At 54.6% G+C, this 12,877-nt stretch carries 15 protein-coding genes; 7 read left to right on the top strand and 8 right to left on the bottom strand.

Going from position 1 to position 12,877, the window contains the following annotated elements:
* On the top strand, nucleotides 1-84 hold an 84-nt coding region (locus tag HED65_RS22870), incomplete at its 5' end, for a hypothetical protein (RefSeq protein WP_223256819.1).
* A 77-nt stretch (nucleotides 85-161) separates the two neighbouring features.
* Here HED65_RS22870 and ruvB read toward each other — a convergent pair.
* The 6 genes from ruvB to aspS form a co-directional block, all read right to left on the bottom strand.
* The gene (gene ruvB, locus HED65_RS22295) at nucleotides 162-1,172 is read right to left on the bottom strand and encodes a Holliday junction branch migration DNA helicase RuvB (protein WP_114980176.1); all 1,011 of its coding nucleotides are present in this window, start codon (nucleotides 1,170-1,172) and stop codon (nucleotides 162-164) included.
* Between the two features lie 8 nt (nucleotides 1,173-1,180).
* Complete coding sequence (gene ruvA / locus HED65_RS22290; protein ID WP_025756925.1) at nucleotides 1,181-1,795, bottom strand: Holliday junction branch migration protein RuvA; 615 nt, start codon at nucleotides 1,793-1,795, stop codon at nucleotides 1,181-1,183.
* Nucleotides 1,796-1,874: 79 nt separating this feature from the next.
* A complete protein-coding gene (gene ruvC / locus HED65_RS22285) occupies nucleotides 1,875-2,396 on the bottom strand; it encodes a crossover junction endodeoxyribonuclease RuvC (RefSeq protein WP_014832404.1) in 522 nt (173 codons plus the stop codon).
* A gap of 34 nt (nucleotides 2,397-2,430) precedes the next feature.
* Entirely contained in the window at nucleotides 2,431-3,171 is a 741-nt protein-coding gene (locus tag HED65_RS22280; protein WP_028018629.1) for a YebC/PmpR family DNA-binding transcriptional regulator, read from the bottom strand.
* 27 nt (nucleotides 3,172-3,198) lie between these two features.
* Nucleotides 3,199-3,642 carry a dihydroneopterin triphosphate diphosphatase gene (nudB, locus tag HED65_RS22275; RefSeq protein ID WP_114980175.1) on the bottom strand — a complete coding sequence of 148 codons (444 nt, stop codon included), beginning with the start codon at nucleotides 3,640-3,642 and terminating at the stop codon, nucleotides 3,199-3,201.
* 1 nt (nucleotide 3,643) lies between these two features.
* Nucleotides 3,644-5,416: an aspartate--tRNA ligase gene (aspS, locus tag HED65_RS22270; RefSeq protein WP_028018627.1), complete on the bottom strand. Its 1,773-nt coding sequence runs from the start codon at nucleotides 5,414-5,416 to the stop codon at nucleotides 3,644-3,646.
* Nucleotides 5,417-5,680: 264 nt separating this feature from the next.
* On the opposite strand from aspS, the gene HED65_RS22265 reads away from it, so the two are divergent.
* The 5 genes from HED65_RS22265 to cmoB are packed head-to-tail and all read left to right on the top strand — an operon-like array spanning nucleotide 5,681 to nucleotide 9,263.
* Nucleotides 5,681-6,247, top strand: coding sequence for a hydrolase (locus HED65_RS22265; protein ID WP_114980173.1), 567 nt, complete (start codon nucleotides 5,681-5,683; stop codon nucleotides 6,245-6,247).
* Complete coding sequence (locus HED65_RS22260) at nucleotides 6,244-7,062, top strand: DUF72 domain-containing protein (protein ID WP_114980172.1); 819 nt, start codon at nucleotides 6,244-6,246, stop codon at nucleotides 7,060-7,062. The genes HED65_RS22265 and HED65_RS22260 overlap by 4 nt, the downstream gene beginning before the upstream one ends.
* 52 nt (nucleotides 7,063-7,114) lie before the next feature.
* Nucleotides 7,115-7,510, top strand: coding sequence for an MAPEG family protein (locus HED65_RS22255; RefSeq protein ID WP_114980171.1), 396 nt, complete (start codon nucleotides 7,115-7,117; stop codon nucleotides 7,508-7,510).
* Nucleotides 7,511-7,551: 41 nt separating this feature from the next.
* Complete coding sequence (cmoA, locus tag HED65_RS22250; protein ID WP_114980170.1) at nucleotides 7,552-8,295, top strand: carboxy-S-adenosyl-L-methionine synthase CmoA; 744 nt, start codon at nucleotides 7,552-7,554, stop codon at nucleotides 8,293-8,295.
* Nucleotides 8,292-9,263, top strand: a complete 972-nt coding sequence (cmoB, locus tag HED65_RS22245; protein ID WP_114980169.1) for a tRNA 5-methoxyuridine(34)/uridine 5-oxyacetic acid(34) synthase CmoB — start codon at nucleotides 8,292-8,294, stop codon at nucleotides 9,261-9,263. The genes cmoA and cmoB overlap by 4 nt, the downstream gene beginning before the upstream one ends.
* Nucleotides 9,264-9,396: 133 nt before the next feature.
* On the opposite strand, the gene cutC is transcribed toward cmoB, so the two are convergent.
* Both cutC and HED65_RS22235 read right to left on the bottom strand, forming a co-directional pair.
* A complete protein-coding gene (cutC, locus tag HED65_RS22240) occupies nucleotides 9,397-10,140 on the bottom strand; it encodes a copper homeostasis protein CutC (RefSeq protein ID WP_114980168.1) in 744 nt (247 codons plus the stop codon).
* A gap of 78 nt (nucleotides 10,141-10,218) precedes the next feature.
* Nucleotides 10,219-10,779, bottom strand: a complete 561-nt coding sequence (locus tag HED65_RS22235; RefSeq protein ID WP_114980167.1) for a VOC family protein — start codon at nucleotides 10,777-10,779, stop codon at nucleotides 10,219-10,221.
* A 239-nt stretch (nucleotides 10,780-11,018) separates the two neighbouring features.
* Here HED65_RS22235 and argS point away from each other — a divergent pair, with 239 nt between their 5' ends.
* The gene (gene argS, locus HED65_RS22230) at nucleotides 11,019-12,752 is read left to right on the top strand and encodes an arginine--tRNA ligase (RefSeq protein ID WP_114980166.1); all 1,734 of its coding nucleotides are present in this window, start codon (nucleotides 11,019-11,021) and stop codon (nucleotides 12,750-12,752) included.
* Nucleotides 12,753-12,877: the final 125 nt, after the last annotated feature.

The raw sequence follows: 12,877 nt of genomic DNA, 5'->3' as shown, positions 1-12,877 counted from the left end.
TGCTATGAAGTGTGGTGGTACAGCACGAAAGTGGGGGTGATCGACCTGAGGAAACAGTCGATCACCATGGGTAAAGGATGTTAAAAAGTGTTCACTATGTCCCCGAACACCTGTCTACCATGTCCCCGGACTGTACACCCGGCGGGAGAGGGAATTAAACATTATGGCATTGCCGGTGGGGTAATCCCGAAGTGATTCCACGCCCGCACCGTGGCCATGCGTCCACGCGGGGTACGTTGCAGGAAGCCCTGCTGGATCAAATACGGTTCGAGCACATCTTCAATTGTCTCGCGCTCTTCCCCGATTGCCGCCGCCAGGTTATCCAGCCCCACTGGCCCGCCAAAGAATTTGTCCAGCACCGCCAGTAGCAGCTTGCGATCCATGTAGTCAAAACCTTCAGCATCGACATTCAGCATATCCAGCGCCTGAGCAGCAATCTCGGCGGAAATGGAACCATCATGCTTCACTTCGGCAAAGTCACGCACGCGGCGCAGCAGGCGGTTAGCGATACGCGGTGTCCCGCGCGAGCGCTTCGCCACTTCAAACGCGCCCTCTTCGCTCATCTCCAGCCCCATAAAGCGGGCGCTACGCCCAACGATGTGCTGAAGGTCCGCCACCTGGTAAAACTCCAGGCGCTGCACAATCCCGAAACGGTCTCGCAGCGGTGAGGTCAACGATCCGGCGCGGGTTGTTGCGCCAATCAGGGTAAACGGTGGCAGATCGATCTTGATAGAGCGCGCTGCCGGGCCTTCACCGATCATGATATCCAGTTGGTAATCTTCCATCGCCGGATAGAGCACCTCTTCTACCACCGGCGACAGGCGGTGAATCTCATCGATAAACAGCACATCATGTGGTTCAAGGTTGGTTAGCATCGCTGCCAGATCGCCGGCTTTCTCCAGCACCGGGCCGGAGGTAGTACGCAGGTTGACGCCCATTTCATTGGCGACGATATTCGCCAGTGTGGTTTTCCCCAGTCCCGGAGGACCAAAAATCAGCAGGTGATCGAGCGCATCGCCACGCAGTTTTGCCGCCTGGATGAAAATCTCCATCTGAGAACGTACCTGCGGCTGGCCGATGTACTCATCAAGCAGTTTCGGGCGGATCGCACGATCCACCACGTCTTCAGCCTGAAGGGAGCCTGCCGATACCAGGCGATCTGCTTCAATCATCCTTTACCTCACAATGCAGCGCGCAGCGCTTCACGAATCAGGGTTTCACTGCTGGCGTCCGGTTTGGCGATTTTACTCACCATACGGCTGGCCTCCTGAGGTTTATAGCCCAGTGCCACCAGTGCAGCAACTGCTTCCTGCTCGGCATCATCATCCGTCGCTGGCGCACCAGGCGAGGTCAGCACGAGGTCAGCCGCCGGGGTAAAGAGATCACCATGCAGCCCTTTAAAGCGGTCTTTCATTTCGACAATCAGGCGCTCGGCGGTTTTCTTACCAATGCCCGGAAGCTTAATCAACGCTGCGGGATCTTCGCGCTCAACGGCATTTACGAACTGCTGGGCTGACATACCGGAGAGAATTGCCAGCGCCAGCTTCGGCCCGACGCCGTTGGTTTTAATCAGCTCGCGGAACAGGGTACGTTCCTGTTTGTTGTTGAAGCCGTACAGCAGTTGAGCATCTTCACGCACCACAAACTGAGTAAAGACAATCGCCTCTTTACCCGCGTCCGGCAGCTCGTAGAAGCAGGTCATCGGCATATGGACTTCATAGCCCACGCCACCCACTTCCAGCAGCACTAACGGGGGTTGTTTTTCAATGATGATGCCTCTGAGTCTGCCTATCACGTGACGCTCCTGCGTTCTGGAAAAATTAACTGCCGACATAATAAAAAAAGGCTGGATAAACATCCAGCCTGATTTTTCATTATCGTAACCTGCCTCGCGCCAGATTGAGCCTCGACTCGCTCATTTGCATCGCGTTCTGGCTGACATGACAGTGGGTAATCGCGATAGCCAGCGCATCCGCTGCGTCAGCCTGCGGGTTCGCGGGGAGCTTCAACAAGGTGCGCACCATATGTTGCACCTGGCTTTTCTCCGCGCTGCCAATCCCCACCACCGTCTGCTTGACCTGCCTTGCCGCGTATTCGAACACTGGTAAATCCTGGTTTACGGCAGCAACAATGGCCACACCGCGCGCCTGACCGAGTTTTAATGCCGAATCAGCGTTTTTGGCCATAAAGACCTGTTCGATGGCGAAATAGTCTGGCTGGAACTGGGTGATAATTTCTGTCACACCTGCGTAGATCAGTTTCAGGCGTGACGGCAGATCATCCACTTTGGTGCGAATACACCCGCTGCCGAGGTAGGTTAGCTGGCGTCCCACCTGACGGATAACGCCATAGCCGGTGACGCGTGAGCCGGGGTCAATCCCAAGGATAATCGACATCACGCGTCTCCCGTTAACGGTTTACACGCTCTCATCAGAGAGTCGCTGCAACCTCATCAGAGATTTCACCGTTGTGATACACTTCCTGCACGTCGTCGCAGTCTTCGAGCATATCGATCAGACGCAGCAGTTTCGGTGCAGTTTCCGCATCCATGTCCGCTTTGGTTGACGGGATCATAGACACTTCAGCGTTGTCTGCTTTCAGACCTGCCGCTTCCAGCGCGTCACGTACCGCACCCATCTCTTCCCACGCGGTGTAGACGTCAATTGCGCCATCATCGAAGGTCACAACGTCTTCTGCACCAGCTTCCAGTGCCGCTTCCATGATCACATCTTCGTCGCCTTTCTCGAAGGAGATCACGCCTTTCTTGCTGAACAGATAAGAAACGGAACCGTCAGTACCCAGGTTACCACCGGTTTTGGTGAACGCGTGACGCACTTCGGCTACGGTACGGTTACGGTTGTCGGACAGACACTCAACCATGACCGCAGTACCGCCAGGGCCGTAACCTTCATAAATGATGGTTTCCATGTTCGCGTCTTCATCACCGCCCACGCCACGTGCGATTGCACGGTTCAGGGTGTCACGCGTCATGTTATTAGACAGCGCTTTATCAACCGCCGCGCGCAGACGCGGGTTAGAAGCCGGATCGCCACCGCCCAGACGTGCCGCTGTTACCAGCTCACGAATGATTTTGGTAAAGATTTTACCGCGTTTGGCATCCTGCGCCGCTTTACGGTGTTTGGTGTTGGCCCACTTACTATGACCTGCCATAAAAATATCCTCAAAGAGCGCGCCTTTTCAGGCTGCGTTAATTACAAATTCTTCAATCGCCTGCCGGTTGCTCCACGACTTGGTCAGAGCGGCGGCATCCGCCGCATTCACCCAGCGGTAGGTCAGGTGTTCGGTAAACACAACCTCACGTTCGTGGGGAAGTGCGAGACAGAACCACGATTCCGTATTCCGCTCGGTACCCGGCGCATAGCGATGACGTAAATGGCTAAAAATTTCAAACTCCACCGTGCGCTGACAGTCCTTCAGGGTCAGTTGCTCGTTGGCAACATCAATGGTGACCTCTTCCTTTACTTCACGCGCGGCGGCCTGCAGCGCGGTCTCCCCCTCTTCCAGACTGCCAGTTACCGACTGCCAGAAATCAGGGTCATCGCGCCGCTGCAACATCAGCACCCGCTTCGTGTCTTCTGCATAGATGACCACCAGGACCGAAACGGGAAGCTTATATGTCATATCAGTTTTTCTCTTCCTTCTTCACCACTTCAATGCCCAGCTCGGCCAGAGAGGCCGGGTTAGCAAAACTTGGTGCTTCGGTCATCAGACACGCCGCGGCAGTGGTTTTCGGGAAGGCAATAACATCACGAATGTTATCGGTACCGGTCAGCAGCATGGTCAGACGGTCAAGACCGAAGGCCAGACCCGCATGCGGAGGTGTACCGTATTTCAGGGCGTCCAGCAGGAAGCCGAATTTCTCGCGTTGCTCCTGCTCATTGATGCCCAGAATACCGAACACGGTCTGCTGCATGTCACCGCTATGAATACGCACGGAACCACCGCCCACTTCGTAGCCGTTGATGACCATATCGTAGGCGTTCGCCACCGCGTCTTCCGGTGCGGCTTTCAACTCTGCGGCCGTCATGTCTTTCGGCGAGGTGAACGGGTGGTGCATTGCAGTCAGGCCGCCTTCACCGTCGTCTTCAAACATTGGGAAGTCGATAACCCACAGCGGTGCCCATTTGTTCTCGTCGGTCAGGTTCAGGTCTTTACCAAGTTTCAGACGCAGTGCGCCCATCGCATCGGCAACCACTTTCTTGTTGTCCGCGCCGAAGAAGATCATGTCGCCGTCCTGTGCGCCAGTGCGCTCAAGGATCGCTTCCACGATGTCCGCGTTCAGGAACTTCGCGACCGGGCTGGTAATACCTTCCAGACCTTTTGCACGCTCGGTGACTTTAATATAGGCCAGACCTTTCGCGCCGTAGATCTTGATGAAGTTACCGTAGTCGTCAATCTGCTTACGGCTCAGTGCCGCACCGCCAGGTACACGCAGCGCAGCTACGCGACCTTTGGCGTCGTTAGCCGGGCCAGCAAATACCGCGAACTCAACGGATTTAACCAAATCAGCAACGTCCACCAGCTCCATCGGGTTACGCAGGTCAGGTTTGTCAGAACCGTAGCGACGCTCGGCTTCAGCGAAGGTCATAATTGGGAAATCGCCCAGTTCAACGCCTTTCACGTCGTTCCACAGGCTACGCACCAGAGCTTCCATCACTTCACGCACCTGCTCAGCGGTCATGAAGGAGGTTTCCACATCGATCTGAGTAAATTCTGGCTGGCGGTCAGCACGCAGGTCTTCGTCACGGAAGCATTTTACGATCTGATAGTAGCGATCGAAGCCGGACATCATCAGCAACTGTTTGAACAGCTGTGGAGACTGTGGCAGCGCGTAGAATTTACCTTTATGCACGCGGGATGGGACCAGGTAATCGCGCGCGCCTTCCGGCGTGGCTTTGGTCAGCATCGGGGTTTCGATATCCAGGAAACCGTGGTCATCCATAAAGCGACGCACCAGACTGGTGATTTTCGCGCGGGTTTTCAGGCGCTGTGCCATTTCCGGGCGACGCAGATCCAGATAGCGGTACTTCAGACGCGCTTCTTCAGTGTTGACGTGGTTAGAGTCCAGCGGCAACGCTTCAGCACGGTTAATGATCACCAGATCGGACGCCAGCACTTCAATTGCGCCGGTCGCCATGTCTGCGTTGACGTTTTTCTCGTCACGCGCACGAACAGTGCCGGTGACCTGAATGCAGAACTCATTACGCAACTCAGAAGCCAGTTTCAACGCATCTGCGCGATCCGGATCGAAGAACACCTGAACGATACCTTCGCGGTCACGCATATCAATGAAGATAAGGCTACCAAGATCACGACGGCGGTTGACCCAACCACACAGGGTTACCTGCTGTCCAACGTGGGACTGACGCAGCTGCCCGCAATATTCTGTACGCATGAGATATCCCTTAATTAGCCGCAGGCTAAATGTCGCCTGGTATGCAGGCTACTATGTCGCAGCTTTCTGTATGTCACAACTGGATGAAAAAAGGCGGCTATTATACTGGAAATTCCGCCGGACGATAAGAGCGAACCACGGTCTGACGGTCGTTTGCTGCACTCTTATTGCGCATTCTCACAAAAATTAACAAAATTATCCGACCGGTAACAGGCCATCACGTCGTATGGTGTAGCGGAAGTGATTAATTTAACTGGAGTGACTATGTTAACACTCGATACCAGCAAAACCGCGCTTGTCGTCATTGATTTACAGGAAGGTATCCTGCCCTTTGCCGGAGGCCCCCACACCGCAAATGATGTGGTCAGCCGCGCCGCTCGCCTGGCGGAAAAATGCCGCACAAGCGGAGCGCCTGTTGTCATGGTGCGCGTCGGCTGGTCCGCCGATTTTGCCGAAGCCTTAAAACAGCCCGTCGATGCGCAGATTGCGGCGCATTCGCTACCGGAAAACTGGTGGACGTATCCGGTCTCACTCGGCAAACGTGACAGTGATATCGAAGTGACTAAACGCCAGTGGGGCGCGTTTTACGGTACCGATCTGGAGCTGCAGCTGCGCCGTCGCGGAATCGACACCATCATTCTTTGTGGCATTTCCACCAACATCGGTGTGGAATCTACCGCCCGCAACGCGTGGGAACTGGGCTTTAACCTTGTGATTGCCGAAGATGCCTGCAGCGCGGCCTCCGCGGAACAGCACCAGGGTAGTATGACTCACATCTTCCCGCGCATTGGCCGTGTGCGCAGCACTGACGAGATTTTAAACGCGTTATGATGTATGTGGGTCTGCCCCAATGGTCGCACCCGAAATGGGTGCGCCTTGGCATCACCAGCCTTGAGGAGTATGCCCGACACTTCAATTGCGTCGAGGGTAACACCACGCTGTATGCACTACCCAAAGCAGAGATTGTTGAACGCTGGCGTGAGCAAACAACCGATGATTTCCGCTTCTGCTTTAAGTTTCCGGCAACCATCTCCCATAACGCGGCCCTGCGTCACTGCGATGATTTGACCACCGAGTTCTTGAGCAGAATGTCGCCGCTGGCAAACCGCATAGGTCAGTACTGGCTGCAGCTTCCCGCCGTCTTTGGCCCACGCGATCTGCCCGCGCTCTGGCAGTTTCTGGATACACTGCCCAGGGAATTTACCTATGGCGTAGAAGTCAGGCATCCTGCATTTTTTGCCAAAGGTGAAGAAGAGAAAGCGCTCAATCGCGGTCTGCTTGAGCGCTCAGTCAACCGTGTGATCCTTGACAGCCGTCCGGTACATAGCGCCATTCCACATAGCGAAGCCATCATTGATGCGCAGCGCAAAAAGCCCAAAGTGCCTGTTCATGCCATCGTGACGGCTAACCACCCTATGGTCAGGTTTATCGGCAGCGATAACATGCAGCAAAATCAGGAGATGTTCGCCGTCTGGCTGCAAAAATTAGCGACGTGGGAACAGACCACCACGCCATATCTCTTCCTGCACACTCCGGATATCGCACAGGCACCTGAACTGGTCGATGCTCTCTGGCAGGCCTTGCAGGCTGCGGTACCGTCCGTGGGCAGCGCCCCCGTCATCCCACAACAATCTTCTCTTTTCTGATATCACCCCCTATCATAGTAAAGTGCCATCTGCCAAAAAACAGGGAGTTTGTATGGTCAGCGCGCTGTATGCGGTGTTAGGTGCATTGCTACTGATTAAGTTTTCATTTGATGTTGTGCGCCTCAGAATGCAGTACCGCGTCTCTTACGGTGACGGCGGTTTTTCCGAGCTACAAAGCGCTATCCGCATTCACGGCAATGCGGTCGAATACATCCCGGTGGCGTTAATTTTGCTGCTGTTTATGGAGATGAATGGCGCAGAAACCTGGATGGTGCATATCTGTGGCCTGCTTCTGCTTGCCGGCCGGCTAATGCATTATTACGGTTTTCACCACCGTCTGTTTCGCTGGCGTCGTTCCGGCATGAGTGCGACGTGGTGTTCACTTTTGCTGATGGTGCTGGCTAACCTTTGGTATATGCCGTGGGAGTTGGTTTTCTCCTTCCATTAGCGCACAATACGCCACTTTATTTTTCCCGGATTTTTTACGTTATGTCAGATCGCGACACGCTTTTTTCCGCGCCTATCGCCAGCCTGGGCGACTGGACCTTCGATGAACGGGTAGCCGAAGTCTTCCCGGATATGATCCAGCGCTCTGTTCCCGGTTATTCCAATATTGTCTCTATGATCGGCATGCTGGCTGAGCGCTTCGTTCAACCCGGCACGAAGGTCTATGACCTGGGCTGTTCGCTTGGCGCGGCAACGCTGTCGGTACGTCGTAACGTTCACCACGAAGGCTGCCGGATCATTGCCGTGGATAATTCCCCGGCCATGGTTGAACGCTGCCGTCGCCATATTGATGCTTACAAAGCCCCTACCCCGGTGGACGTCGTGGAGGGTGACATCCGTGAGATTGAGATCAATAACGCGTCGATGGTGGTACTGAATTTTACCCTGCAGTTCCTGGTGCCCGAAGACCGTCAGCTACTGCTGGACAAAATTTATCAGGGTCTGAACCCTGGCGGCGCGCTGGTCCTTTCCGAAAAATTCAGCTTTGAAGACGCCGAGGTTGGCGAGTTGCTGTTCAATATGCACCACGATTTCAAACGTGCGAACGGTTACAGTGAGCTGGAGATCAGTCAGAAACGCAGCATGCTCGAAAATGTCATGCTGACGGACTCTGTAGAGACCCATAAAGCGCGTCTGCGTCAGGCAGGATTTGAACATAGTGAACTGTGGTTCCAGTGTTTCAACTTTGGTTCCCTGGTGGCACTGAAAGCGGGAGTTCCTGCATGATCGAGTTCGGTAACTTCTATCAGTTGATTGCGAAAAACCACCTTTCCCACTGGCTGGAAACCCTGCCGGCTCAGATTGCCACCTGGCAGCGAGATCAACAGCACGGCCTGTTAAAGCAGTGGTCAAATGCAGTGGAGTTTCTGCCTGAACTGACACCTCACCGTCTGGATCTGCTGCATAGCGTGACGGCAGAAAGCGAAGAGCCTCTTTCTGCCGGGCAGACTAACCGCATCGAAACGTTGATGCGAAACCTGATGCCATGGCGAAAAGGACCGTTTTCACTATACGGTGTGAACATCAATACCGAATGGCGTTCAGACTGGAAATGGGATCGCGTTCTGCCACACCTGTCCGATCTGACCGGGCGTACCATTCTGGATGTGGGCTGCGGCAGTGGTTATCACATGTGGCGCATGATTGGCGCAGGGGCACATCTGGCAGTGGGTATTGACCCGATGCAGCTGTTCCTGTGCCAGTTTGAAGCAGTGCGTAAATTGCTGGGTAACGACCAGCGTGCACACCTGTTGCCGTTGGGCATTGAGCAACTGCCGGCCCTGAAAGCCTTTGATACCGTGTTTTCCATGGGCGTGCTGTACCACCGCCGTTCCCCACTGGAGCATCTATGGCAGCTTAAAGATCAACTGGTCAGCGGCGGCGAACTGGTGCTGGAAACGCTGGTTATCGAAGGCGATGAGAATGCGGTTCTGGTGCCGGGTGACCGTTACGCGCAAATGCGTAATGTCTACTTCATCCCTTCCGCACTGGCACTGAAAAACTGGCTTGAGAAGTGCGGGTTTGTGGATGTACGAATTGCAGATGTCTGCGTGACGTCTATCGAAGAACAGCGCCGCACCGACTGGATGATTACCGAATCGCTGGAGCAATTCCTCGACCCGGCCGATCACAGCAAAACCGTTGAAGGCTATCCTGCGCCGATGCGTGCGGTGTTGATTGCCACAAAGCCGTAGCCTTAGCCGGTCTACTCCTGCCTTTGCCGGACCTGGCGCAGGAGAAAAAAAGGCCCCTGTTGAAATTGCAGGGGCCTGGTACAAGCAAGCATCATATTGGGCGACATGATGCGCGGTAAAAATCGGTACGTTGCTACACGTGATGACGCTCAATCAGCGACTTCATTTCCGCAACCGACTCTCCCTCTACACCGTAGCGTGAATACTCATCCGCTTCAGCATCTGTCGACATTGACAACCCTGTATTGCGATAACGCATGGGAGACGGCATCCACTTGCCTGCCGAGCTGTGAAGCTCCTCTACCCCGGCGTTTAAAAACCGTTCCAGATTGCTGGCACGGACACCCGCACCCGCCATTATTATTGGAACACCAGAATGGGCTTTTAGTTCCGTAATTAATTGCAGACCTTTTTCCGCAGAGGACTGCTGCCCCGATGTCAGAATGCGCGCCACACCCAGTTCGGCAAGCGTATCAAATGCTTGCAAAGGGTCTTTGCACATATCAAATGCACGATGAAAAGTCACTGCCATCCCTTTTGCAGCATCCATGACCTGGCGCATACGTGGCATATCAACCTGACCGTCTTCATCAAGCAACCCGATAACCAGCCCGGGGAATCCCAGTTCGCGAACCAGAGTGATATCTTCAAGCATGGCACTGAACTCGCCCGACGTGTAACAAAAATCGCCGCCGCGAGGACGAATAATCGGGTGAACGGGAATGGTGACGGCCTGACGGGCAGACTTCAACATGCCGTAGGATGGCGTCAACCCGCCCTCTTTGGGTGCCGCACACAGTTCGATGCGGTCAGCACCGTGTTTTTGCGCAGTCACGGCACACTCCACGCTGTAACAACAAATCTCCAGCAGCGCCATTTAATCCTCCTGAAATCCCACCAAACGAATCATCATGACACGCCGCCAATTTTTAGTCCCGGCGTTAACTCACAACTCTCACGCTTCACTGGCAACAATCTGCTCAATGGTCCACGGATGAAATTTTACTGTGACCTGTCCGTCCGTGACGGCCAGCGTCGGGTTAGGTAAACGCTCACGTTCGCCTTTCGGTGAACTCGTTTTGACAAAAATCCCCGGTTTGCTTAGACCCTCGTCAGATAACAGAGACAGTGCGCGCGCGTTCAGTGTTTCTGGCTCCCCCAGCAGGACAATTTCGATATGCTCCCAGCCTTCGTGCGGATAACGTTTTTCACCCGGCCACGGCAGTTCGATAACGGTGAATTCCCAGTGCGCTACCTTCACGGGTTCATGCAGCTTAAACAGGCAAATGGGGCGGCCATTAATGATGTTCTCAGAGAGCAGCTCACCGCACTGTTCAAAACCGCGACGCCAGCGCTCGGCGGTCGCATTTTGATGGCAGCGCAAAGAGATGTGATCCGCCTCAAGCGGTGCGATATCCAGACCAAGGCGGGTGGCAAGTTCTGTGAACGCCTGGGTGAAGCGCGGTAAATCTGCGGAAATATCATGCAGTTCGTCAATGGATTGCCAGTTCGCCATAAGTCAGTCTCTTTTCGTGTCGCAAAGCCGCTAATTTACTCTGTTGCCCTGTTTTGACCAACCGCAGAATCAGGCTTTTTATGACTGCATGATTATGCACGCCGTCTTAGTCTGGATTCTGAACAATCTTCGGCCCGCGCAATGCTGACGCCAGAAGGCATTTGCAGTATACTCCCGCCCTAAATTCTATAACTGGCGCGGGTGGTTGTGAGCCCGCATCAAAAAAGTAAGGTATCCAGGTGAATATTCAGGCTCTTCTCTCCGAAAAAGTCAGTCAGGCACTGATTGCCGCAGGTGCGCCTGCGGATTGCGAACCACAGGTTCGTCAGTCAGCAAAAGTACAGTTTGGCGACTATCAGGCTAATGGCGTGATGGCAGTGGCTAAAAAACTGGGCATGCCGCCGCGACAACTCGCTGAGCAGGTACTGACACATCTGGATCTCACCGGTATTGCCAGCAAAACCGAAATTGCGGGTCCGGGCTTTATCAATATCTTCCTGGAACCAGCTTTCCTGGCAAGCCACGTTGACGCGGCGCTGAAATCTGACCGTCTGGGTGTCTCCCGGCCGGAAGCGCAGACCGTCGTGATCGACTACTCTGCGCCGAACGTGGCAAAAGAGATGCACGTGGGTCATCTGCGCTCCACCATCATTGGTGATGCTGCCGTGCGTACCCTCGAATTCCTCGGTCACAAGGTGATCCGCGCGAACCACGTGGGCGACTGGGGTACTCAGTTCGGTATGCTGATTGCTTACCTGGAAAAACAGCAGCAGGAAAACGCGGGTGAAATGGCACTGGCAGATCTCGAAGGGTTCTATCGCGAAGCCAAAAAACACTACGATGAAGATGAAGCTTTTGCCGAACGCGCGCGCAGCTACGTGGTAAAACTGCAGGGCGGCGACCAGTACTTCCTCGAGATGTGGCGCAAGCTGGTTGACATTACTATGTCTCAGAACCAACTCACCTATAACCGTCTGAACGTCACCCTCACCCGTGACGATGTGATGGGTGAAAGTCTCTATAACCCAATGCTGCCGGGCATTGTGGCTGACCTGAAGGCCAAAAATCTGGCAGTTGAGAGCGAAGGCGCAACGGTCGTGTTCCTTGATGAGTACAAGAACAAGGAAGGTGAACCGATGGGCGTGATCATCCAGAAAAAGGATGGCGGCTATCTCTACACCACTACCGATATTGCCTGTGCGAAATACCGTTACGAAACGCTGCATGCCGACCGCGTGCTGTACTACATCGACTCCCGTCAGCATCAGCACCTGATGCAGGCCTGGACCATCGTGCGTAAAGCTGGTTACGTGCCAGATTGCGTTCCGCTGGAACACCATATGTTCGGCATGATGCTCGGTAAAGACGGCAAGCCGTTCAAAACCCGTGCGGGCGGTACCGTGAAGCTGTCCGATCTGCTGGACGAAGCGCTGGAACGCGCCCGTCGCCTGGTGGCGGAGAAGAACCCGGATATGCCTGCCGATGAGCTGGAAAAACTGGCGAATGCCGTGGGTATCGGTGCGGTAAAATACGCGGACCTTTCCAAGAACCGTACCACCGACTATATCTTCGACTGGGATAACATGCTGGCGTTTGAAGGCAACACGGCACCGTACATGCAGTATGCCTACACCCGTGTGCTCTCTGTGTTCCGTAAAGCCAATATCGACGAAAGCGTGCTGGCGAATGCTGCCGTGACCATCACTGAAGATCGCGAAGCGCAGCTGGCAGCGCGTCTGCTGCAGTTTGAAGAGACATTGACGGTTGTGGCGCGTGATGGGACACCGCACGTGATGTGTGCTTACCTGTACGATCTGGCAGGCCTGTTCTCCGGCTTCTACGAGCACTGCCCTATCCTGTCTGCGGAAAGCGACGCGGTACGTAACAGCCGCCTGAAGCTGGCGCAGCTCACGGCGAAGACCCTGAAACTGGGTCTGGATACCCTGGGTATCGAAACCGTAGAACGTATGTAATAAATATCCTCCGGCATAGCCGGAGGTTTTTCATATGCGCCTGTAAGGCTTTGTTACCAGCCGCGCCCTACCAGGCGCATCGCAATCTGACATTTGCATCTATGGATTACTTACGGCCCGTAAAC

Origin of the sequence: Pantoea sp. LS15, assembly GCF_012241585.1 — a bacterium.
Taxonomy (GTDB): domain Bacteria; phylum Pseudomonadota; class Gammaproteobacteria; order Enterobacterales; family Enterobacteriaceae; genus Enterobacter.
Note: the sequence above shows the minus strand (reverse complement) of the source record. Positions and strands in the feature narration are given on the sequence as shown.